Source organism: Agrobacterium sp. 22094 (assembly GCF_052046015.1).
GTDB lineage: Bacteria > Pseudomonadota > Alphaproteobacteria > Rhizobiales > Rhizobiaceae > Agrobacterium > Agrobacterium cavarae.
The window spans coordinates 268858-291958 of sequence record NZ_JBQEPX010000005.1; the positions used below are offsets into that span (position 1 = coordinate 268858).

At 61.4% G+C, this 23101-nt stretch carries 14 protein-coding genes and 1 riboswitch; of the genes, 3 read left to right on the forward strand and 11 right to left on the reverse strand.

All coding sequences use genetic code 11. From position 1 onward, the window contains the following. Positions 1-289 precede the first annotated feature (289 nt). The gene (locus ACTJK5_RS20145) at positions 290-8782 is read right to left on the reverse strand and encodes a GH36-type glycosyl hydrolase domain-containing protein (protein WP_440613088.1); all 8493 of its coding nucleotides are present in this window, start codon (positions 8780-8782) and stop codon (positions 290-292) included. Between the two features lie 592 nt (positions 8783-9374). On the opposite strand from ACTJK5_RS20145, the gene ACTJK5_RS20150 reads away from it, so the two are divergent. Next, a complete protein-coding gene (locus ACTJK5_RS20150; protein WP_113267566.1) occupies positions 9375-10514 on the forward strand; it encodes a M20 aminoacylase family protein in 1140 nt (379 codons plus the stop codon). A gap of 2 nt (positions 10515-10516) precedes the next feature. Here the strand turns inward: ACTJK5_RS20150 and cobM are convergent, their stop codons facing one another. Genes cobM through cbiE form a run of 3 tightly spaced genes read right to left on the reverse strand, consistent with a single transcriptional unit; the run spans position 10517 to position 12917 of the window. Beyond that, positions 10517-11281, reverse strand: coding sequence for a precorrin-4 C(11)-methyltransferase (gene cobM / locus ACTJK5_RS20155; protein WP_274103510.1), 765 nt, complete (start codon positions 11279-11281; stop codon positions 10517-10519). Beyond that, positions 11278-11655 carry a cobalamin biosynthesis protein gene (locus ACTJK5_RS20160; RefSeq protein ID WP_274103511.1) on the reverse strand — a complete coding sequence of 126 codons (378 nt, stop codon included), beginning with the start codon at positions 11653-11655 and terminating at the stop codon, positions 11278-11280. Before ACTJK5_RS20160 ends, cobM begins: the two co-directional genes overlap by 4 nt. Next, positions 11652-12917: a precorrin-6y C5,15-methyltransferase (decarboxylating) subunit CbiE gene (gene cbiE / locus ACTJK5_RS20165; RefSeq protein WP_440613089.1), complete on the reverse strand. Its 1266-nt coding sequence runs from the start codon at positions 12915-12917 to the stop codon at positions 11652-11654. The genes ACTJK5_RS20160 and cbiE overlap by 4 nt, the downstream gene beginning before the upstream one ends. Here cbiE and ACTJK5_RS20170 point away from each other — a divergent pair. Beyond that, complete coding sequence (locus ACTJK5_RS20170) at positions 12916-13695, forward strand: cobalt-precorrin-6A reductase (protein WP_440613090.1); 780 nt, start codon at positions 12916-12918, stop codon at positions 13693-13695. The two genes, cbiE and ACTJK5_RS20170, sit on opposite strands and share 2 nt — an antisense overlap. Here the strand turns inward: ACTJK5_RS20170 and ACTJK5_RS20175 are convergent. From ACTJK5_RS20175 to ACTJK5_RS20205, 7 genes are read right to left on the reverse strand one after another with little or no spacing between them, the layout of a single operon-like run. Next, positions 13662-14435, reverse strand: coding sequence for a precorrin-3B C(17)-methyltransferase (locus tag ACTJK5_RS20175; RefSeq protein WP_440613091.1), 774 nt, complete (start codon positions 14433-14435; stop codon positions 13662-13664). The two genes, ACTJK5_RS20170 and ACTJK5_RS20175, sit on opposite strands and share 34 nt — an antisense overlap. Next, positions 14432-15211: a precorrin-2 C(20)-methyltransferase gene (locus ACTJK5_RS20180; protein ID WP_111848655.1), complete on the reverse strand. Its 780-nt coding sequence runs from the start codon at positions 15209-15211 to the stop codon at positions 14432-14434. Before ACTJK5_RS20180 ends, ACTJK5_RS20175 begins: the two co-directional genes overlap by 4 nt. Further along, positions 15208-15840: a precorrin-8X methylmutase gene (locus ACTJK5_RS20185; protein ID WP_111848656.1), complete on the reverse strand. Its 633-nt coding sequence runs from the start codon at positions 15838-15840 to the stop codon at positions 15208-15210. Before ACTJK5_RS20185 ends, ACTJK5_RS20180 begins: the two co-directional genes overlap by 4 nt. Further along, complete coding sequence (gene cobG / locus ACTJK5_RS20190) at positions 15837-17210, reverse strand: precorrin-3B synthase (RefSeq protein WP_440613092.1); 1374 nt, start codon at positions 17208-17210, stop codon at positions 15837-15839. The genes ACTJK5_RS20185 and cobG overlap by 4 nt, the downstream gene beginning before the upstream one ends. Next, positions 17207-20566, reverse strand: a complete 3360-nt coding sequence (cobN, locus tag ACTJK5_RS20195) for a cobaltochelatase subunit CobN (protein WP_440613093.1) — start codon at positions 20564-20566, stop codon at positions 17207-17209. Before cobN ends, cobG begins: the two co-directional genes overlap by 4 nt. Before the next feature lie 6 nt (positions 20567-20572). Further along, entirely contained in the window at positions 20573-21610 is a 1038-nt protein-coding gene (gene cobW / locus ACTJK5_RS20200) for a cobalamin biosynthesis protein CobW (protein WP_335323206.1), read from the reverse strand. After that, the gene (locus tag ACTJK5_RS20205) at positions 21604-22029 is read right to left on the reverse strand and encodes a DUF1636 family protein (protein ID WP_111848664.1); all 426 of its coding nucleotides are present in this window, start codon (positions 22027-22029) and stop codon (positions 21604-21606) included. The genes cobW and ACTJK5_RS20205 overlap by 7 nt, the downstream gene beginning before the upstream one ends. A gap of 117 nt (positions 22030-22146) precedes the next feature. Then, positions 22147-22359, reverse strand: a riboswitch (cobalamin riboswitch). A 122-nt stretch (positions 22360-22481) separates the two neighbouring features. Between ACTJK5_RS20205 and cobO the strand changes: the two genes are divergently transcribed. Continuing rightward, on the forward strand, positions 22482-23099 hold the full coding sequence (gene cobO, locus ACTJK5_RS20210; RefSeq protein WP_335323082.1) for a cob(I)yrinic acid a,c-diamide adenosyltransferase: 618 nt from the start codon (positions 22482-22484) through the stop codon (positions 23097-23099). Positions 23100-23101 lie beyond the last annotated feature (2 nt).

The window sequence follows — 23101 nt, forward strand, 5'->3', positions numbered from 1 at the left end:
CCTGCGTTTCGCTCAAGGCGAGCCATGTCGGTTGACGACGTGATCGACAGGGATGAGCCAGGATCAGTCGGCGGCAGGAATGGGCGGCGGAGAGCACCCCAAATGCGAGCGGTTTCCTCGCTCACCACCTTTTTCGCGTGAAACGCTGATGCGGCTGTGCGTCACTGGAAAACCTGCAAATCAACTTTGAAAAACCGCCGGACGCTTTAAGCCGCGCCCTACGCAATGAAAAGCCACGGCACTGTTACGCGCCGTGGCTTCTATCGTTTCGTGGCGTCCGGAGCCCGGTTCAGTCGAACGGGATGGCGCGATCTGTACTTTTCACCGGTTTGCCGTCGATCGTGACAGCGATGTCCGAAGAGCCTGCGGTGCGTTTGACCGAGACGTCACGGGCAGTGCCGTCGATCGTCACCTGGACGGAGAAACCATCCCAGGCTTCCGGCAGCGAAGGCGCGATATGCAGCTTGCCGCCGTGCCGGGTGATGCCGAGGATGCCTTCGACCGCCGCACGGTAGAGCAGGCCGGCAGAGCCCGTGTACCAGCTCCAGCCGCCGCGACCGGCATAGGCGTTCTCGCCATAGACATCCGCCGTCACAACATAGGGCTCGACACGGTAGGTCTCGGACGCCTCGCGATTGAGCGCATGGTTGACGGGGCTCAGCATCGAGAAGCACTTCCATGCATCCTCGCTGCGTCCAAGCTTGGCAAGCGCGAGCACCACCCACGTTGCGGCATGGGTGTACTGACCGCCATTTTCACGAACGCCCGGCGGATATCCCTTGATGTAGCCGGGATTGTGCGGCGTGCGGCTGAAAGCCGGGGTGAAGAGGCGGATGATGCCGAGATCCTCGTCCACCAACTTGCTCATCACCGCATTCATGGCCTGCTGCGAACGATCCGCCTCGCCTTCGCCGGAAAGCACGCTCCAGCTCTGTCCGAGCGAATCGATCTGGCACTCCTCGCTGGAGGAAGAACCGAGCGGCGTGCCGTCATCGAAATAACCGCGACGGTAATAGTCACCGTCCCAGCCAGCTGTTTCGAGTGCCGCACGCAACTTGTCGCGATGCGTCTTCCACCGTTCGACGCGGTCGAGATCACGGCGTTCTTCGGCGATGGCAATGAAGTCGCGCAGCGTACCGGCCAGGAACCAGCCCAACCAGACGCTGGTGCCCTTGCCACCAATGCCGATGAGGTTCATGCCGTCGTTCCAGTCACCACCAAGCATCAACGGAAGACCGTTTTCGCCGGTGCGATGGATGGCAAGATCAAGTGCGAGCGCCACATGCTCGTAGAGGCTTCCGTTCTTCTCGCTCGTTTCCGGCTGGAAGAAGGCATCATGCTGGCCCGGCATCAGAGCCGCACCCTTGAGGAATGGAATATCCTCCTCGAGGATCGCCTTGTCGCCGGTGGTGGCGAGGTACTGGTAGGTGGCATAGGCAAGCCACACCACGTCGTCGGAGATCGTGGTGCGAACACCGGCACCGGTCAGCGGCAGCCACCAATGCTGGACGTCACCTTCGACGAACTGACGACCAGCAGCGCGGATGATCTGCGCACGGGCAAGATCCGGCTGGTAGAGCAGGAAGGCAAGCGTATCCTGCAACTGGTCGCGGAAACCGAAGGCACCGCTCGACTGGTAGAAAGCCGTACGCGCCAGGATGCGGCAGGAGAATGCTTGGTAAGGCAGCCAGGTGTTGACGAGGTGGTTGAAGCCGGCATCCGGCGTCGATACCTGCAACTGGCCGGTAAAGCCCTTCCAGAAATCCTTGTTGGCCTGAAGCACCGTGTCGAAATCCGCGCTGCGGATATCCTTCACAAGCGCGCGCGCTTCATCTACCGTATCGGCATCGCCGAGATAGAAGAGCACATGGCGCTCTTCACCGGGCTTCAGATGAACTTCCTGCATCAATGCCGCACAGGGCGCGCCATCGAGTTCCGTGCCGCCGGAAAGAGCAGCACCCGTGACCACCGCTTGCGGGGCATGGATCGTGCCGAAGCGGCCGATGAATTCCCGTTTGCTGGTGGTGAAGCTGGTCGATGACCCATCGAGCGACAGGAACGACGTTCTCTCATTATAGTCGATGCTATATGGATTGGAGGCAAAGAGCGCCCCGGTGTCCTCATCAAGACTGCTGAGAATGAACGGCGCAGACTTCTGGGCATTGTTGCCCAGCACCCATTCGACATAGCCATAGGTCTTCAGGCGGCGGTTCTGCGTACCGACGTTCCGGATGGTCAGGCGCGAGAGCTTCACCGGCTTCTCGCGATCGACCGTCTGCGTCACCTCGATGTCGAGACCATCATCCACGCTGCGGAAGGTGGAGTAGCCGAGGCCGTGACGGGCTTCGAAGACGGCTTCCGAATTGCGACCGATAGCAGCGAATGGCGAATGGATCTTTCCGCTTTCGGCATCGGCGACATAGATCGCCTCACCCGGTCGGTTGGTGACCGGGTCATTCGTCCATGGCGTCAACTGGTAGTCGCGCGAATTGCGGCTCCAGGTAAAGCCGGCGCCTTCTGCCGAGATATGGAAGCCGAACTTCTCGTTGGAGATGACATTGATCCACGGATGCGGGGTCGCCTGGCCACGATTGAGCCGGACGACATATTCGCGGCCATCCTTGGTGAAGCCACCAAAACCATTCCAGAAATCGAGATCGTTGGTGTCCTCGACGGGATCGGCAACCGGATAGGCCGGCGCAGGCACGCGAGCAAGAGCCGTATTTGCGCTATCCGGTCCACGATTGGCGGCAAACAGCGACACGGCGCGATTGACCTGGTCGACGATCTTACCGTTGCGGACGTGAAGCACGACGCGCGAGGCAGCAAGAAGGGCTGCCCAGGTTTCCTCATCCATCAAGTCGCGGCGCACCGAGAAGACGTGCGGGCGACCGCCATCTGCCGGGTTGATGCGGCGCTGCGCTTCGGAAATGTGATCCAGCGCATGCTGCATGTCCTGCGCATAGGATGCTGCGCGTTCATTGACGATGACAAGATCGAAGATCACGCCACGCGAGCGCAGGTATTCGTGTGCGCTCAACGCCTCACGGACGATATCCATGTCCATGTCGTCGTTGATGCGCAGCGCAAAGATCGGGAAGTCACCGGAGATGGCCAGAGACCAGAGCGAACGCTGCGAGGCAAGCCCGGTCTTGAGCGTCTCGGCATCGGCACGCAGATGCATGTCCGGGTAGACGAGATAACGGCCGAGATGCTGGAAGGCTGCTGCCTGCTGCGAGGTGACGCCCACATGGCGCATCTGCACCTGGGTGCGCGTCCACGCATGAACGAGTTCATGGGCAAAGGCATCCGGATGGCGGTAACGATCGATCGCCTTGTCGACATCCTCACGGCCAGGGGCCGCGATCGTCCAGAAGATCACGCTGACCTTCTTGCCGGCCGGCACGCGAACGACCCGGCGCAGCGACAGAATTGGATCAAGCGTAAAGCCATCCGAATTGGAGAGCGAGGCACCCTGATCGAAGGCTGCCGCTTCCGCAAGGGTGCGGCCGCGACCGATGAACTTGGCACGATCGGTCTCGTATTCGGTCGCACGCGACGAGCCGGCATTGTCTGCCGCCAGATGGGCGATGATGGTGCCGGGTTCGCTTGGCGAGCGCTTGTTGCGCCATGCGCGGATGACGTCACCACGCTTGCCGATCTCCGTCTGCACGAACATGCGCGAGAAGAGCGGATGGGCGTTGTCGTCATCTTCCTTGCCGATGACCGGCTCGAGATAGGAGGTCACTTCGATGAAGCGATCTTCCGTACCAACGTTCAGAAGCGTGATGCGACGGCCTTCGGCATCATGCTCGGTGGCGACAATGCACTCAACGACGCTCTGCAGATCGCCCACGGTTTTGTGGAATTCCGCGCGGTCGTCCATGAAGACAGTCTTGGTCGTCTCGCCTTCGGCGACACGGGGTTCGGCTGTCGCACTCCACCATTGTCCGGTCGTGGTATCGCGCAGGAACAGGAACGTGCCCCAACGGTCTTCCGTCGGATCGGCCTTCCAGCGGGACACCGCCTGGCCGTTCCACTTGGAATAACCGGCACCGGTTGCCGTCAGCATCGTCGAGTAGTGACCATTCGACAGGAACACCACGTCGCGGTCGCGGATGGCGGGATCGGTGACGGTGCGGATTTCAGCCCGCAGCAGATCGGCCTGTTCCTTGCCGGGTGTTTCCGGCTCGTACTTGGCGCTCATCACCGGCACTTCGCGCGGTGCCTTTTCCTGCAGCAGAAGTTCGGCCGCTTCGATCACCGGATCTGCGTGGAAGAGTTCACGCAGGAAACCGTCGAAGGCGACGTTGGCGACAGCCGCAATCGACATGCCATGGTGGTGAGCATAGTAGTTATAGACGACAGCGCAGACCTTGCCATCCGGCACGCGGGTTGGCGTGAAGTCGACAGCATCATGGAAGCCGTAGCGACCAAGCGCGCCGAGTTTGCGCAGCTTTTCTAGGTTTTCGAGGGCTGCATCCGGGTCGTACTGCGCCGCCAAAATCGAGGCGTAAGGCGCAATGACCGCGTTCTGACCAAGACCACGCTTGAGGCCAAGCGTCGGCACACCGAAGTTGGTGTACTGGTAGTTCATATTATGGTCGCGGGCATTGAAGGCCGCTTCCGAGATACCCCACGGTGTGCCAAGGCGACGACCGTGATTGATCTGTTCGCGAACGATCAGATTGTTGGTCTGGTTGAGAATCCCGCCCTGACGCTCCTGCATGACGAGCGGCGGCATCAGATATTCGAACATCGAGCCGGACCAGGAGACCAGCGCACCCTGGGCGCCGATCGGAACGACCTGACGGCCGAGACGATACCAGTGCTCCGTCGGCAGATCGCCCTTGGCAATGGCAAAGAGCGAGGTCAGTCGGCATTCGGAAGCCAGCAAGTCGTAGCAGGCTTCGTCCAGCTCCTGGCTTTCCACGCGGTAGCCGATGGAAAGCAGGCGGCGGTCCTTGCGGTAGAGGAAGCCGAAATCCATGGAGAAGGCGAGATCGCGGCTGCGATCACGAAGCGAAGCCAGCCGTTCGCGAAGCGAATCGATGGTCGAGTGATCGAAGGCGCTATCGGAAATATGCGCCTCGCAGCAATCCACCAGCATCTGAGCCCAGCGCGTCATTTCCGCGCTCTGCTCGGACTTCACCTCCAGATCGAGATTGGCGGCGAGCTTCTGGATATCGCGCGCCAGGACAGCGAGGTTGATGACGCGAATGGAGGCAAACTCGTGCTCGCGCTTGACGGAGGCGAGCGCGTTGGAGAAGCCGATGATGCGCTCTTCCAGACGACGATGCAGCGGACGCAGGTTCTTGCGATCGTCCGGCAGCTCCTTCAGGCTTTCGCGGACAATGCCGGCGACATCGCCGATACCGTCGAGATTGCCCTGAAGATGTGCAGACGGTGCCTCCGCCCACTGGCGGCAGGCAGACGAAATCGCGATCAGATGCCCGGCAAGGTTACCGCTATCCACCGCAGAGACGTAACGAGGACCAAGCGTCTGAAGCGTATCGGTGTGATACCAGTTGTAGAGGTGACCGCGATACTTCTCCATCTTTTCGACCGTCTCGATGGTCTTTTCCAGACGCTCGATCGTGTCGGAGAAGCTGATCCAGCCGAACTGTCGGGCGGAAATCGTCGACAGCAGATAGACGCCGATATTGGTCGGCGACGTACGGCTGGCAACGACCGGCGTCGGTGTTTCCTGGAAATTGTCCGGCGGCAGATAGTTTTCGTCCTTGTTGACGAACATCTCGTAGTAACGCCACGTGCGACGCGCGATCTTTCTGAACTCGCTCGACACATGCTCGGAGACGAACATCCGGTCTTCGGTTTCCGCCGACTGGCTGACATACCAGGCAACCACAGGCGAGAAGACCCACAGAAGCGCGAACGGAATGCCGACGAGGAAGGCGTTATCGCCGGGAAGCGCTGCAAAGAGCAGGCCAAGCAGGGCTACGACAGGAGCATGCCACATCTGCTTGTAATAATCGAAGACGCTGCCCTGCGCGCTGGACTGAATGCTGGCAGCCGTGCGCCATTCCAGCATCAGCTTGCGGCTGACGAAGAGGCGGTAGAGCGAACGTGCGATGGCATCCGCCATCATGCAGGCGCCATCGGCAATGAAGACGATGCGAAGCGCGACCTGCGCATTGGTGGCGCGGATTTCCGACCAGATCGTATGGAAATGCGCCTGTGGCACGATATCGGTCGAACGCGGAACGAGGCCGGAGAGCAGCGAGATCGTTGGCGCAACGAAGAGCGAGAAGATCAGCAGGATCTGCCAGATCAACGCGCCGAACGGGTCCATGAAGTACCAGCCGAGAACGGAGGCAACGAACCATGCAATCGGCGTCAACGAGCGACGCAGGTTGTCGATCATCTTCCAGCGACCAAGCGCGGTAACGCCGCGCGCCGGATCGAGAATGTAGGGAAGCAGCTGCCAGTCGCCACGCGCCCAGCGATGCTGACGCGAGACTTCCACCTCGTAACGGGTCGGGAAGTCTTCGACGAGTTCGACGTCGGTCACCAGGGCGCAACGCGCGAACGAACCTTCGAGAAGGTCGTGCGACAGAACGGCATTTTCATCGATCCGCCCCTTGAGAGCCTTTTCGAAAGCGTCGACGTCGTAAAGGCCCTTACCGGTGAACGAACCTTCTGCGGTCAGGTCCTGATAGACATCCGACACGGTGAAGACGTAAGGATCGATACCACGGCTGATCGAAAAGACGCGCTGGAACACCGACGCGTCCTTGCCGGTCGTCAGCGACGGGGTTACGCGCGGCTGCAACAGGCCATATCCGTGGATCACGCGACCGGTTTCCGGATCGTGGACCGGACGGTTGATCGGGTGATGCATCTTGCCGACGAGCTTGGTGACCGCGTCGCGCATCAGGCGCGTATCGGCATCGAGCGTCATGACGTATTTGACGTCCTTCGGCACCGTATTGGCGCCATTGAGGAAGGTCGTGTCCTTGTCGCCGCGAAGCAGCAGGTTCAGCTCGTGCAGCTTGCCGCGCTTGCGCTCCCAGCCCATCCAGCAACCTTCGGACGGATTGTAGATGCGGCGGCGGTGAAGCAGGAAGAAGCGGGTCTTGCCGTCGAAGGCGTAGCGCGCAGACAGCGTCGCCACTTCGCGCTTGGCGTATTCCAGAAGCTCGACATCCTCGGTGGTCTGCTCCTGCTGCGCGTCGCGCCAGTCGCTGATCAGCGAGAAGTAAATTTCGCCGTGCGGGTTGGCGAGATAGTGGACTTCGAGATTGCGGATCATTTCGTCAACCGCATCGCGGCTGGTGATCATGCAGGGCACGGCAACCAGCGTGCGGGCATCTTCGGGAATGCCGTTCTTGAACTCGTAACCGACAAGGCGGAACGGTTTGACGAAGAAGGTCACAAGCGTATTGAAGAGGCCCGTGGCACCTTCGGACGCCGGAAGCGCGAACATCAGCAGGAATGCGCTGACCACATACCAGGGCATGCCAGCCTCAGCCAGGAACCAGCCGACCGCCAGCATGGCAATCGCCGTCAGGACCAGAACCGGGACGGCGACAGCAAGCCAGTTGAAACGGCGCATGGTGCGCACCACACGCTGGGCAAACAACGGGTTATAGCCGATGCGCTGCTCCAGCTCCTTGCGGCGCTGACCGACGAGGAAGGCGCCGACATTCGGCTGATGCGGATAGGCATCCTTGGAATTGGCAGCTTCCGCCACCATGTCGACGGCAAGCTGGGCCACCTCGACTTCGGTTTTCGGAGAGCGGCGCGCCAGGAGTTCGACATTGTTGCGGTAGGTATTGCGCGAGCCGAAATCGAGCGTTTCGTAGTCGGTCTGCTCACGCAGAACCTTGTCGATATGGCTGACATCTTCGAACCAGACGGACCATTCGGTATCGTCGATCTCGCGCAGGCTCCTGACGATGTTACCCATCGTCACATTGCCGGATGCCAAGCGGTTATGCTCCGCCATCATCACGTTTTCGGCGTCGGTGCCGACGCTGTGGAGGCGTTCCTCGAGCCAGTTCAGGGCGAAGTTCGAGGTCTGCGAACCGTTCTTCAGGCGATAGAGGAATTGGGTCGCGAATGTCGGATCGTCCACCAGAGGGTCGATCTGCTTGAGGAATTCCGCCGATGGCTCGGCATCGTTGAGGCGGATAATCTCGTCCACCACCTCATTGGCCTTGTGACGCATGCGACGCGAGCGCTCTACACGAATGGAGATGCGGCGCAGGTTCTCGATCAGCACGAAGCGCAGGAAGGACGGCAGCGCCCAGATTTCACCGATCTGCAATGTCTTGTGGGTCTGGAAACCTTCGACAAGCGCAGTCAGGCTTTCGCGCGACACCGTGCTGTGCGTATGGGCGACGTAGAGCCAGGCCAGCGCCAGCGCGCGCGGGACCTCGGCATTGCCGACCCGCATCGTCGGTAGCTGGCGATAGAATTTCTTCGGAAAGTCGCGGCGGACTTCCTGGATCGCCTCTTCAATCACATAATGGTTGTCGAGCAGCCATTCCGCAGCCGGCGTAATCGTCAGGCCATTTTCCGAATCCACCGCTGTGGTGCGATAGACGCGCAGAATCTCCTTCTCGTTTTCGCGGTGGCGCGCGAAGAAGTCGAATTCCATAAAGCCTGGGAGGGCAGGGGAGCCCGATTGAGACAGGTCCGATCCGCAAGCCTTCAGCTCGTCTATATTGAAATAGACGGACCGGATCGAGTCGTTGTGATCGATCTGCTTGGTTTCGGAATCACGGGCGGCGGCGGGCGGCGTTATATGAAATGACATCGGCTCGTATTCTGGACCCTGAGTGAAGTGCTTTAGGCTAGTCTTTAACCCTTAACTGTTTCAGAGTTCTCATCGAGAGTGAAACAATGTGGCAAGCTTTATTTCGCGCTGATCCTGAACCTTTGCTGAACCACCGCGAACCAGCACACGGTAGCGAGGACAAATCTTACCGCCCGACATGGTGAAATCGGGGCGTGCGTATTTCAGTATATAATATCAATAGTTTCTCGAGAATGGATCGTCACGCGAGTGCGCCTCGCGCCGGTGCCGGACATTTCGCAAACTCCTCCGCGCGAAATTGTCCCTGCCTTCCCTGAAATCTCCCCATACCTGCTTGGCATTCGTCTTCCTGAACTGATGTGACCAGAAGGTTTTGAATGTTTCAAGGCATTTTCAGTTCCATGCCATCTGTTTCATCGCTGCGCAAGAAGACAAATCCTGACGGACGACGACGTGGCCTTATCAAGAGCGCGCGATATTGCTATCCATGCTGCTTGAAGAACGTCTCCGGCAGCTCGTCTGCTGCGACAAAGCTACGGAACAGCACAGCATGACCCTACACCCCGTCACCTTGTCCTCTTCGTCGAACGTCATGGAAGAGGTGGTTGAAATCCGCCGCTATCTGCATCGCAATCCGGAGATCGGCCTGTCCGAATTCAAGACCTCCGACTTCGTTGCAGGACGCCTGGCGGAGATGGGTTATGAGGTAACAAGGGGCTTGGCAGGCACTGGTGTCGTCGCGACCTTGCGCAACGGCACGAGCAACCGCAGCGTCGGCATTCGCGCCGACATCGATGCCCTGCCGATCGACGAGGAAACCGGCGCGGATTATGCAAGCGAAACGCCCGGCATGATGCATGCCTGCGGCCATGACGGCCACACGGCGATGCTGCTGGGTGCCGCAAAGATCATTGCCGAGCGCCGCAATTTCGACGGCACGATCCATCTGATCTTCCAGCCGGCGGAAGAGAATTTCGGTGGGGCGCGTATCATGATCGAGGATGGCCTGTTCGACCGCTTCCCCTGTGATGCGGTCTTTGCCCTGCACAACGACCCGAGCCAGCCCTTCGGCCATTTCGTTCTGCGCGACGGCCCGGTCATGGCGGCAGTGGATGAGTGCAAGATCACCGTCAACGGTTATGGCGGCCATGGGGCGGAGCCGCAAAGCGCCTCGGACCCGATCGTTGCCGGCGCCAGCATCATCATGGCGTTGCAAACGGTTGTGTCGCGCAACGTGCATCCGCTGATGCCGGCGGTGGTCACCGTCGGTGCCTTTCACGGCGGCAAGGCGAGCAATGTCATCCCCGAGACGGCGGAAATGCTGCTCACCATCCGTTCCTTCGATCCGGAAGCCCGCGACGAATTGGAAAAGCGCATTCGTATGATCGCCGAAGGGCAGGCGGCCAGCTACGGCATGAGCGTGACACTGGAGTATGAGCGCGGCTACAGCCCGACAGTCAACCACAAGACGGAAACCGATTACATTCGAGCGCTCGCAACGCGCTTTGCCGGTGCCGACAAGGTTCTGGAAATGGAGCGCCCGACCATGGGAGCGGAAGACTTCGCCTATATGCTGGAAAAGCGTCCTGGCTCTTATTTCTTCCTCGGCACCAAGCGCACCGACAACGACCCGCCGCTGCACCACCCAAAATTCGACTTCAATGACGACATCATCCCGATCGGCACCGCCTTCTGGGTGGAGCTTGCAGAAGATTTTCTGAAGGCGCGCTGAGACTACTCGGCCGTGGGTGTTCGGAACCGCCGAACATAGTCGGTGCTGTAGAGCGCGCTTTCGCGAAAATCGGACGAGGCAAGACCCTTGCCGACAAAGATCATCGCAGTGCGCTCGACCGGCTCTTCCGCGAGGCGGGAGACGATGTCGGACAGCGTACCGGAGATGACGCGCTCTTCCGGCCAGGAGGCGCGCACGACGATGGCGACCGGGCAATCGGCACCGTAAAGCGGCGTCAATTCCTCCACCACCTGACCGATGGCGTGGATCGCAAGATGAATGGCAAGCGTCGCACCGGTCGCGCCGAATGCCTTGAGGTTTTCGCTCTCCGGCATTTTCGACGCCCGACCGGAAATGCGTGTGAGCACCAGGCTCTGCGCCACCTCCGGCACTGTCAGTTCTCTCTTCAACGTGGCGGCCGCGGCGGCAAAGGATGGCACGCCGGGTGTGACGGTGTAGTCGAGCCCCAGCCGTTCCAGACGGCGGATCTGTTCGCCCATGGCGCTCCAGACGGAAAGGTCGCCGGAATGCAACCGCGCCACGTCTTTGCCGTCTCGCGCGGCGGCAACGAACTCCGCCTCGATTTCGTCCAGCGACAAGGCTGCCGTATCGACGATGCGCGCACCTTCCGGGCAATAGTCGAGCAGCGCTTTTGGCACCAGCGAACCGGCATAGAGGCAGACGGGCGAAGCAGCGATCAGATCGCGTCCGCGCAGCGTGATGAGATCTGCGGCACCGGGGCCAGCGCCAATGAAGTGAACCGTCATATCTTGTCTCCTGACGTGGCAAAGGCCACGGTAATATCGCCTATCACCATACGCGGGGCGATCAGTCTCGACGCTTCACCAAGCGCGGCGAGCGCCGATGCCTCGCTGACGCTCGGCGAGCCGGCATGTTTCGAACTCAATGCGGATCGGGTCAGCGTCCGAGCGGCGGCAGCGTCGAAATCGGCCTGCGCCACCACGACGAAAGCCATTCCAAGCCGGGTCGCAGCTTCCAGCAAGGCTGGCTCATCAGCCTTGAAGGGCGCCGTGGCCATGAAGGCGAATGAGACCTTGTGCTCGGCAGATGCCTGCCCAAGCGCAGCCATTACCGCCTCGGGGCTCACACCCTTGCGGCACCCGACGCCAGCGACGATCACGGCACATCCTTCGGTTTGACCCAAGCCCATTGTGTGACGGGCATCGCCGCACGCCAGCCCTGCATCTGCCCGACAGGCGATGCACGCGCCACCTCAAGCCGGATCAGAGAGCCGCCGAGTCGTGATTGAGCGGAGAGCAGCATGGCCTCCATTTCCAGTGTCACAGCATTTGCGACAAGGCGACCGCCCGGCTTCAAGGCGCTGATTGCGCCCTCTAAAACTCCTGCCTCGCTGCCGCCGCCGCCAATGAAGATGGCATCGGGGGTTGGCAGGCCTTCGAAAGCGTCCGGTGCCGTGCCGATCACCACATCAAGACCAGGCACGCCGAAGGCGTCGGCATTGCGCATGGCGCGCTCTGCCCGCTCCGTATTCTGCTCGATTCCGATGGCCCGCAGCGACGGGTGCGAGAGCATCCATTCGATCCCGATCGAACCAGAACCAGCACCGATATCCCACAGCAGCTCACCATGGCGAGGCGCAAGCGACGATAGCGTGACGGCGCGGATCTCGCGCTTGGTCATTTGCCCATCATGTTCGAACAGCGAGTCGTCCAGCCCGCTGGCGAAGGAAACGATTCGTGCCGCTTCATCCGCAACCACATCGATTGCGACCACATTGAGCGGATCGACATCCGCAAAGGCAAAGTCCTGGGCCGTCGTCGTGCGGGCGTTTTCGCGGGTGCCGCCAAGTGCTTCGAGCAGATGGAAGATCGACCTGCCAAAACCCGCCTCCTTGAGAAGGGTGGCAATCAGCGCCGGGGCGCTGGCATCGGATGTCAGCGCGATGATCTTCGCGCCAGCATGAAGATGCGGTCGGATGAGGTCAATGGAACGTCCATGCAGGGAAATGCAGGCGGTATCCTGCAAGGCCCAGCCCAGACGCGATGCGGCAAGCGAGATGGAGGAGGGAGCAGGGTAGGTAATCACCTCTACCGGATCGACTAGCCGCAACAGGGTGACGCCGACACCGTGGAAGAAAGGATCACCGGACGCGAGAACGCAGACGTTGCGGCCAGAGAGGGCGACGACCTCCGTCATGCCGACATCGAAGGGCGCGGGCCAGGGCCGCGCTTCGCCGGTAATGGCATCGGTGGCAAGCTCAAGATGGCGCTTGCCGCCGAAGACGACCTCGGCAGCCTCGATCGCGCGACGAGCGTTTTCAGCCAGCCCGGCAAGACCATCCTCCCCGATACCAACGATGGAGAGCCATGGCGCAGGTTTTTTGCTGGCAGTGGCAGGTGTTCCGGCATATTCACGAACCATGACACGCTCCATCCTCATTCTCGGCGGCACGGCGGATGCCCGCATCCTGGCTGGAAAGCTTGCCGACGAATCCGGCTACCGAATTCTGTTGTCCATGGCGGGCCGCACGAAGGACCCGGTCAAGCAGCCCGTCCCGATGCGCGTCGGCGGCTTTGGCGGCGCAGAGGGCCTGGCGCGCTATAGTGCCGAGGAAGGTTTCGATCTGCTGGTGGATGCGACGCACCCTTATGCGGCGCGCATTTCCGCCAATGCTGTAAGGGCTGCTGACATGGCAGGCGTCGCTCTTGTCAGACTGTCGCGCCCGGCTTGGGTGGCGCGGGAGGGCGACCGTTGGCTGAACGTGGGAAGCGTCGAGGAAGCGGTCACCGCACTGGGTCCCACCAGCACAAACGCTTTTCTGGCGCTTGGCCGACAGGAGCTCCTGCCCTTTGAAACCGCGCCCCAGCATCGCTATCTGATCCGCAGCGTCGATCCGGTAGACCCGCCGCTTGAAGTTCCGAATGCGCGCTACATCACGGCGCGTGGACCCTTTGCGCTTGCCGATGAGATCGACATGTTGAAGGGCGACGGCATCGAGGTGATCGTCTCGAAAAACTCCGGCGGTACGGCCGCCTATGCGAAGATCGAAGCTGCCCGCACGCTTGGCATTCCTGTGATCATGATCGACCGCCCCGCTCGCCAAGAGCCCGATGCGGTGAGCGTCGTGGTGCCGGATATCGAGACTGCGCTCTCCGCAATCCGCCATCAGCTTTCCCTCTTGGAAAAGCGCGGCGAATAAACCAGCGACGGCTGGCCTTCGCGCTGGATGATGCGGGTCTCGATAGACCCGACAATGATGCAGGTTGACATGTCGGCCATGTCGCTCGACGCTTCGGCCAAAGGCACGACCCGCATGCGCTCATCCGCACGACCGGCCGCGCGACCGAATATGACAGGCACGGAGCCAGGCAGGTGTGCCCGCAGCACATCGAAGGCCGTCGCCAATTGATGCGGTCTTGCCTTGCTGACGGGATTGTAGAAGGCCATGACGAACCCGGCTTCAGCCGCGGCCGCCAGCCGCTTTTCGATCAGCGACCATGGTTTCAGATTGTCGGAGAGCGAAATGGCACAGAAATCGTGACCGAGGGGCGCGCCTGCCCTTGCTGCGACAGCCAGCATGGCGGTGACGCCGGGCACCACTGAAAAGTCGATGTTGCGCCATTCGGGAGGGCCGTTCTCGATCGCCTCGCAGACCGCAGCCGCCATGGCGAAGACGCCCGGATCTCCGCCTGAGACAACGCAGACCTTTCCACCAGAAGCGGCCAATGTCAGCGCTGCCTCCGCGCGTGAAATTTCCTCGCGATTATCCGATGCGTGACGCCGTTGGTCTGGACGCAGAGACAGTCTGTCGAGATAGGGAATATAGCCGAAGAAATCCTCTGCCTCGTCTACTGCCGCCAGTGCCTCCGGCGTGATCTGCGCCAGATTCCCGGGCCCAAGGCCGACGACCGTCAGGCGTCCGGTGGAGGACGGGCTCACGCAATCTCTCCCGCCGGGCGATCCTTCCAGCCAGGCACCAGAACCAGAGAGAAATAGGGTGCAGGCGATTCATCGCGCTCGATGAGCCGTATCGCGTGACCATTTGCCATGGTGCCACGTTCGACATAGAGCGCGCCTTCGAGCTTGCCGGCCTTTTCGAGCGCCCGGCGAATCTTCGGCAGATTGCGACCGACCTTCATGATGACAGCGCCATCCGTGCCGGAAAGCCGCTCGAAAAGCGCATCCTCGCCAAGCGTACCGGGAAGGACGCTCAAGATGTCGTCGCCCTGCACGAGCGGCAGTCCGGTCATCGACCAGCAACCGGACATGGCGGTGATGCCCGCAACGACTTCCGCCGGATAGTTGGGCGCAAGCCGCAGATGCAGATGCATATAGGAACCGTAGAATAGCGGATCGCCTTCCGACAGAACCGCAACGGTGCGACCCGCATCCAGATGGACGGCGATGTCGCGTGCCGACTGATCGAAGAAGGCGGCGATCGCGCCGCGATAGTCGTCACCGTTCTTGTCGCTTTCGACCGTCACCGGATAGACGAGCGGCATTTCCAGCGTGCCGGGCCGGATGAAGCTTTCGACGATGCCGCGGCCATTGCCCTTGCTGCCGCGCTTGCAGAAGAAGGCGAGCACGTCTGCCGTTTCGATGGTACGCACGGCTTTTATCGTCAGAAGATCGGGGTCGCCGGGGCCGGTGCCGACGCCGATCACCTTGCCCTTCAGTGCCTTTTCAGGCGCCGGATCGTAAAGGGCAGCGCTCATAGGCCCGCCCTCGCAACGGCGTTGACGGTAGCAGCCGTCATCGCAGAGCCGCCCATCCGGCCTTTGACGATGGCGTAGGGAATGCCGAGCGTGCTTTCTTCCAGCGCGTCCTTCGATTCCATCGCCCCGACGAAACCGACCGGCATGCCGATGATGGCTGCCGGACGAGGGGCGCCTCTTTCCAGCATTTCCAAGAGATAGAACAGCGCCGTCGGCGCATTGCCGATGGCAACCAAAGCGCCGTCAAGGTGATCGGCCCAGAGATCGAGGGCCGCCGCGGACCGGGTGTTGCCGAGGGATTTCGCCAGGTCCGGCGTACGCGGATCGCGCAGCGTGCAGATCACGGCATTGCCAGACGCCAGACGCGCCCGTGTGACGCCATGCGCCACCATTTCCGCATCACACAAAATCGGCTTTCCCGCGGCGAGCGCGCCACGCGCAGCCGAAACGAAATCGTCGGAAAAGCGAAAGTGCCGCGCTGCCTCCACCTGGCCGCAGGCATGGATCATGCGAATGGCAATATCCGCCTGTTCGGGCGTGAAGGCGGTAAGATCCGCTTCCTCACGGATGATGGCAAAGGAGCGCTCGTAGATCGCATCGCCATTGCGGATATAGTCGTAAGTCGTCATATCTCGTCCTGTCGGAGCGCCGCGACAATCCTGTCCTTGCCCAATCGGACAAGCAAGCTGCGGGCATTTTCTCCGGGCTTATGTTCTTTTTCGTAAAGGCGGGCAAGCCTGGAAAGCCCGGCCCTCTGCTGATCGATGGTCAAGCGTGCATCAGGCGACGCTGAAGCCTTGGCCTGATAGCCAAAGGAAAAACCTTCCGACGTGCCTGAAAAGGCAAGGAGCGCGGATGCCGGATGCGCGCAGCCCTTGCCGCAACCGGAAAGATGTAAGGTAAAGGAGCCGTCGAGCATCGTGCCGCACTCTTTGGCTGCGAACTCTGCGAGCGCTCGAACCGGGGCATAAGCCGATGCGCAGGATGGCGCGCCGGCGCAAACCGCGATGGCGGTCCGAGGGTCATTGTTGCTGACGATGAGACCTGCCGTCTCGGCGTATTCCATAAGAGCAGTGCACACGTGGTGACGCCCAAGCGCATAGAGCCCGTGCGACGGACCCGGCCGGATGGACTGAACGCCGAGATCGACCGCAATCTTGCACAGCGTAGACAGCGCTTCCGAACTTATCTGCCCGAAAGCGGGAGCGATAACGGCGACGCAGAGGCGATCGTTGAGCGCCCACAGTCTGCGCTGATCGGGTTTCTTCGGTACCCCGACGTCACGCGTTGGCGCGCGCACGTCTGATGCAACATACATGAGACGATCGCCGCATACACCACGCGCAGCCGCAATATCCAGATCGCGCCCACGCGCATCCGGTCCTCGCCGCGCCAAGTGAATGAGGAGGTCAATCACGCAATCCGCGGCATCTTGCGTTCGCAGGGCTCCTGCGAGCAGGGCCTTCTCTTCCGTGCCGCCCAGCATCAACAGCCAGAGAACGTCGCCGTCCCATTGGACCGCTTTGAGCCTGATATCGGCGAGCAGCCCACCCATCGGAGCCAGACCGCCGCCGTCGACGATGACCGACATCTTCGCGGCCAGCTTCGTATCGAGACCGACGGCCGTGGCCTTTTGGCTGATCAGTTCAAGGATCGGGGCAGGATTGGCGACTTCGCTATCGTCCATCCCGACAAGCGGTGAGGCTTCCACAGCAAGCCCCTGACGCAATGGCAGCTGCAGCGCCAGCACATCATGCTCCAGTTCAACAGCGCTTTCGGCCGTCAATCCGCGAAATTGAAGGCTGCCGCGAGCGGTCACATCAAGAAGCCCGTTGCCGTGGCGGCGGGCGAGATCGCTGAGACGGTCGAGATCGCTTGGCGACAGCGAAGCGGTAAAGGCCACGCGCGACAACAGTCCATCGCCCGTCTGCATCGGGGCGGAGAGGGCAGGGCAGACGCCTCTGCGAGAAAAGGGCTGGACCGGGGCGAGCGGGTTCATGCCGAGATCCTCTTGGACGAGTCCTCGGAGGACCGCGGAGCGATCAGCATTTCCAGTTCCGCATCCACGGCGTTGCGACGGCTGTGCCAAAGGTTGCGGCGGCGTGCAGACAGGAAGCGTTGTGCCATCAGCTCCGCAGCCTTGGGGTTTTCCCGGAAAATGAAATCGCGCACCTCTTCATTGCCGAAATAGGCATCGTAGAGCGCTTCGATCAGCGACGAGGAAACAGCTTGTGTGGTTTCGGCAAAGCCGATCAGCCGATCGACAGTTTCTGCAAATTCAGCCGCACCGCGCGGACCATGGCGCATCTGTCCGGCGATGAAGCGCGGATTGACGGCACGGGCTCGCACCACGCGGGTGATTGCCTGGGCGATGGAGCGGGCACGCGGCCGGGCAGGATCGGTCGTATCCAGCGCCACCACGTCCGCGGCCTGTCCGAGCTTTGCCTTGGCGGCGGCAAAGCCACCGATGAAGGCGACGTCGGACGAACCATCCAGAAGATCGCGACCCGGATCGTCGCCGGTATGAACCAGAAGTTCGGCACGTTCGACTTGGGCAGCAAAGCCAGAATCGGAAAGGATCGACAGGCCATCTGCCCCGCCAAAGGCGTGGCTGGCCGCATCCAGATAGGCTTGGCCCAGTTCGTCCCGCTCGTCCCAATCGCCGCTTGCCAAGGCCTCTTCGATGCCAGCGCCATAGGTACCGGGAGCCGAGCCGAAAATGCGTGCTGGGATATGACCGAGAGAGGCCGTTTCCTCAGCCAGAGGATTATCGCCGGGCGACTCTTCGCGTGAAGCAATCGTCCTTGCCGCCGCATCGAGAAGGGCAATCAGAGGCGGGAACATGTCGCGGAACAGGCCCGAAATGCGGAAGGCCACGTCCACCCGCGGGCGTCCGAGCTTGGCCGGCGGCAAAACTTCGATGCCGTTCACCCGGCCGGTCGCCTGATCGTAGATCGGACGCGCACCCATCAGATGCAGTGCCTGGCCGACATCTTCGCCGCCATTGCGCAGTGATGCGGAACCCCAGAGATCGAAAACCAGATGCCGCGGCCAGTCGCCGTGACTTTGCAGATGATGACGCAGCACCTCTTCGCCCGCTGCCTTCCCAAGCTCGAAGGCGGTCGGTGTCGGCATGGTGCGCGGATCGGCGGCATAAAGATTGCGCCCGGTCGGCAGCACATCCAGTCGCCCGCGTGCGGGCGCACCCGAGGGGCCCGGCACAATATGATGACCATCCAGCGCAGCCAGCAGTGCCGCCTTTTCTTGAGCAGCACTTTCACGCCTCAAGGAATCCGGCTCATCATCTGAGCAGCGCCCGAAGACGTGCTGGCCGTCCTTGATGGCGAAATCCTTCAGGTCGCACAGAAAGGCATCGATCCGTGTCAGCGCCGAATCCGCGTCCTCTTCCGCGCCGATACCGGCATCGGCGGCGAGTCCTGTCTCGAAGGCCTTTTCGACAATCAGCTTTGCCAGACGGTCGCGGCGACGGCGATCGAGCCCATCGGCCTGAGCATATTCGTCGACCAGTTGTTCCAGCGCCGCCTGCTCCGTCGATAGACCGGCGGCCACCAGTACAGGCGGAATGTGCCCGATCGTCACGGCAGCGATCCGTCGTTTGGCGACAGCAGCCTCACCTGGATTGGACACGATGAAGGGGTAGATGACCGGCAGCGACCCGGTCACGATTTCGGGAAAGCAGGTCTGCGACAGAGCGACCGTCTTGCCCGGAAGCCATTCCAGCGTGCCGTGAGCGCCGACATGGATGATCGCATGCGCATCGAAATCCTGCTGCATCCACGCACCGAAAGCCGCAAGCGCGTGGCGCGGCGGCAAGGCCGGATCGTGATAATCCACCCGCCTGTCGGCTTGGCGCCCGCGGTCTGGCGCAAGCGCGACGACGACGGAACCGAAGCGGGCGGCGCGGAAGCGGAAGGCCTGATCGGCGACAGCTTCGTCGTCAGCGGCATCGCCCCAGGCCGAAGCCATTCCAGCGCGTGCCTGTTCTGGAAGCATGTCGAAATAGGTTCGGTATCGGGTGAGAGGAAGGGCGGCGCACTCCGTCTCGATCCGATCCAGAAGCTCCCGTGCGGTGGCCGGAATATCGCCGACCGCATAACCTGCTTCCTGCAGATCGCGCAGCATTTCCAGCACACTTTGCGGTACGTCGAGACCCACGGCATAGCCCGTCCGACCGGGTGCGGCACCGGGATAATCCGGCATGAGGATGACAAGACGTCTTTCCTCGGTCGCAGTCTGCTTCAACCGAAGGAAGGCGGCGATACGACGAGCGACCTGCTCGACCCGGTCTGGCTCGGGAGCATTGATCATCCCTTGGCGACCGGCAGGATCGGCCTGTTTGAAGGAGATCGCACCTGCCAGAATACGTCCATCGAGTTCCGGCAGCACCACATGCATGGCGAGGTCGGATGGATTGAGGCCCCGCATGTTTTCGGCCCAGCCATCGCGCCGGGTCGTCGCCATGATGACCTGAAACACTGGCACGCCCAGCCGGTCGAACAGGCTCTTGCCGTCCTGATCCGTCTGGCTGGCAAAGGCAGTGGCTGCGATGACGGCAGCGGGTTTCAGCGGTACGAGCGCTTCTTCCAGAAATCGGATCGCGTCGCCATCCTTCAGACCACTGACGAAGATCGGCAGGGGTGCGAAACCGCGGGATTTCAGCGCCTCGAAGAGCGCATCGATCGGCGCAACATCGGCAGCCAGAAGCATGGAGCGGTAGAATAGGATGGGAAGTCTTGGAGCTTCTGGGACAAAAGCCGCGAGGGCGTCATCGACATGCACGGCGCCAAGACCCGGGAGATAGAAGCCGGATTTCGGCAGCGGTTCCGGCGTGACGCCAGGCCAGACATCGGTTTTAGCAAAGGCGGCAAGGCCTTCCGAAAGGCGGCGCATATTCTCCGGACCGCCTTCGCGGAAGAAGGAGAGGATCGAGGCGAGCCATGTCTGGTCGATAGTGGATTGCGCCTCGAGCTTTTCGTCGCGCTCGCTGCACTCACCGGGCAGAAGAAGGAGCTTGATGCCGCGCCTGCGCGCCATCCTCGCCAGCTGATCGACGCCGTAGCGCCAGCGATCCGCCCCACCCAGAATCCGGATAAGGATCAGCTTGGCATGCTCCGCCGTCTTTTCGATCCAGAGGTCGACGGACATGGGATGGCGCATTTCGGAAAGATTGGCGACGCTGAGCGAAACGCCTGAGTCGTCTGGCCAGGCGCGCTGCAGACCTGCAAGGTCGCTGGACGAGAAAGACAGCACCACCACATCCGCCTGGGGCTGGTTGAGATCAACCGGCTCGATCAGGTCGTCCAGCGACGAGGATGTGGTGGCGAGAATATGCATGATGCGTCAGGCAGCCAGCATCTGTTCGATCTTCTCGCGGTTGAGGCCCTTTTCGCCAATCACCACAAGCGCCGAACGGCGCACTTCGCCCGCAGCCCAGGGGCGATCGAAATAGTGGTTGACGCGCGAGCCGACGGCCTGAACCTGTAAGCGCATCGGCTTGGAGGAGACTTCAACGAAGCCTTTGATGCGCAGGACATTCTCGGATGCCGCCGTCTGGGCGATACGCTGAGCAAGCGCCTCAGGATCTGACACTGCGCCAAGCTCGACGACGAAGCTGTCGAACTCGTCGTGATCGTGGTCTTCTTCATCATCATGGTGGGTACGGCGGTTTTCAATATCGTTCTCGACGGCAAGCCCGAGCCCGATCAGAACCGCAGGATCGATCTGGCCATGCGATGCGACAACGATCTTCGCAGCCTTTGGCAGATGCTCCGTGATGTGTGCCTTGGCGCGCTCCAGGCCATCCGCATCGAGAAGATCGCCCTTGGTCAGCACGATCAGGTCGGCGCAGGCGATCTGGTCTTCGAAAACTTCCTCGACAGGATCATCATGATCGAGCGCTTCGTCATTCGCGCGCTGGGCGGCGAGTGCATCCATGTCGTGCGACACCATGCCTTCGGCAAGCGCTGCGCCATCGGCCACCGCAATGACGGCATCGACGGTAACGCGGCTCTTGATCGCCGGCCATTGGAAGGCCTGGACGAGGGGTTTAGGCAGTGCGAGGCCGGAGGTTTCGATCAGGATATGTTCGACCTTGGGCTGGCGGCTGAGGATCTGTTCGATGGCCGGCTGAAAATCATCGGCAACCGTGCAGCAGATGCAGCCATTGGCAAGCTCGACGATATTTTCTTCCGGGCAGCTTTCGATGCCGCAGCCTTTGAGGATTTCGCCATCGATGCCGACATCGCCGAACTCGTTGACGATGATTGCCAGTCGCTTGCCATCGAGCTTTTCCAGAAGGCCGCGCAGCAGCGTGGTTTTGCCGGCGCCCAGAAAGCCGGTGACGATGGTGCAGGGAACGCGCTCTAGCGTGGTCATGATGTCTCCTCGACGAAATTCAAAGGGGGGATGCGCGCGACCATGCCGCGCTTCAAACTATCGGGACGGCCGCGCCAGGGCATCAGGCCATCGGCGGAGGTGGAAAGCAGGCGCGCACCGGTGATCAGATCCTCGGCGTTTTCAGGCGTCAGACCGCCAAACACATAGGACCAGCCGTCGGCTGTGCGCATTGCAGCGCTGGCGCCACGCTTGCAATTGGCAAGACAATTGACGCTGCGCACCTCGACATTTGCATCAGTGCCAAGCGCGATCGCCGCTTGCGCGAGAAGCGCACCGGGCCGGGGTTCCGCATTCGGCTCCGCCTCGTCGCGGCAGCTGCGACAGACATAGACGACCAGGCCGGACGCTTCGCGCGTGTCGGTTGATCCTTCGGTCCGTGACGATGTTGAGGTAATATCCAAACCGTATCCGCTTCCGCCATTCAAACATGCAAGGGGTGCGGATGCCGAAGACGGAATGCGAGACAGCGCAAACCGAAACTCGGCGAGACCGACTGACCGGAGCACCCCGCCCGGCAGACGTTTTGTTCTGAAACGGCAGGTCTCCTGGCTTGCGGCTTGAATGAGCGCCCTTGCACCGCCTTCCCGGATCGAAATCCAGTGGCTTTACGGTGTGGGCTCGCCGCTTACAGTTGCGGGGGCAGCCACGGATTGACCCGAAGAGTGGGCGGAACCGTGTTCCCTCTTAGCTTTTCCCGTTGCCGGAAAAAGACCGTCAGTGCCCTACCTTTACGGGCAAGCCGCGCCTTGGTCAATGCAGGCATCGTTACGCCTCTCATAGGCTCCATTGCGGAGGAGGGCGTTTTGACTATAGTCGCCGCTTCTGAAAACGGCTCGGAAGGACATGGGACATCATGACACGCGAGATCAGCGACAGCGAGGCCGCCCGCCACCGCAAAAAGATGGTGAACCGCAAGAGCGTGCAGGATGCGGAAGTGGCCGAAAAGACCATCGAGAAGGGTCTGTTGATGGTCAATACGGGTCCCGGCAAGGGCAAGTCGACGGCCGCGTTCGGCCTTGCGCTTCGGATGCTCGGCACGGGCAGACGCGTCGGCATCGTTCAGTTCATCAAGGGTGCGTGGTCGACCGGCGAGCAGCAGGCGCTGACGATTTTCGGCGACCGGGTGGAATGGCGCACCATGGGTGAAGGTTTCACGTGGGACACGCAGGATCTAAAGCGCGACGTCGCGGCAGCCACGAAAGCCTGGGAAGAAGCCAAGATGCTGATGGCCGACCAAACGATTGGTCTTCTGGTGCTGGACGAGCTGAACATTGCGCTGCGCTATGACTATCTCGATCTGACGGAGGTCGTCGCCACCTTGCAGAGCCGCCGTCCTGATCTCCACATCATCGTCACCGGCCGCAACGCCAAGCCACCCTTGATCGAGGCAGCCGACATGGTGACGGAGATGACGCTGGTCAAGCATCACTTCAAGGCGGGCGTCAAAGCCCAATCCGGCATCGAGTACTGATC

What these genes read in the sequence shown, in the direction of transcription:
- ACTJK5_RS20170 (WP_440613090.1), top strand. Translation starts at nt 12,916, where the DNA reads ATGACACGCTCCATCCTCATTCTCGGCGGCACGGCGGATGCCCGCATC.
- ACTJK5_RS20180 (WP_111848655.1), bottom strand. Translation starts at nt 15,211, where the DNA reads ATGAGCGCTGCCCTTTACGATCCGGCGCCTGAAAAGGCACTGAAGGGC.
- ACTJK5_RS20185 (WP_111848656.1), bottom strand. Translation starts at nt 15,840, where the DNA reads ATGACGACTTACGACTATATCCGCAATGGCGATGCGATCTACGAGCGC.
- cobM (WP_274103510.1), bottom strand. Translation starts at nt 11,281, where the DNA reads ATGACGGTTCACTTCATTGGCGCTGGCCCCGGTGCCGCAGATCTCATC.
- cobG (WP_440613092.1), bottom strand. Translation starts at nt 17,210, where the DNA reads ATGAACCCGCTCGCCCCGGTCCAGCCCTTTTCTCGCAGAGGCGTCTGC.
- cbiE (WP_440613089.1), bottom strand. Translation starts at nt 12,917, where the DNA reads ATGGTTCGTGAATATGCCGGAACACCTGCCACTGCCAGCAAAAAACCT.
- cobO (WP_335323082.1), top strand. Translation starts at nt 22,482, where the DNA reads ATGACACGCGAGATCAGCGACAGCGAGGCCGCCCGCCACCGCAAAAAG.
- cobN (WP_440613093.1), bottom strand. Translation starts at nt 20,566, where the DNA reads ATGCATATTCTCGCCACCACATCCTCGTCGCTGGACGACCTGATCGAG.
- ACTJK5_RS20145 (WP_440613088.1), bottom strand. Translation starts at nt 8,782, where the DNA reads ATGTCATTTCATATAACGCCGCCCGCCGCCGCCCGTGATTCCGAAACC.
- ACTJK5_RS20150 (WP_113267566.1), top strand. Translation starts at nt 9,375, where the DNA reads ATGGAAGAGGTGGTTGAAATCCGCCGCTATCTGCATCGCAATCCGGAG.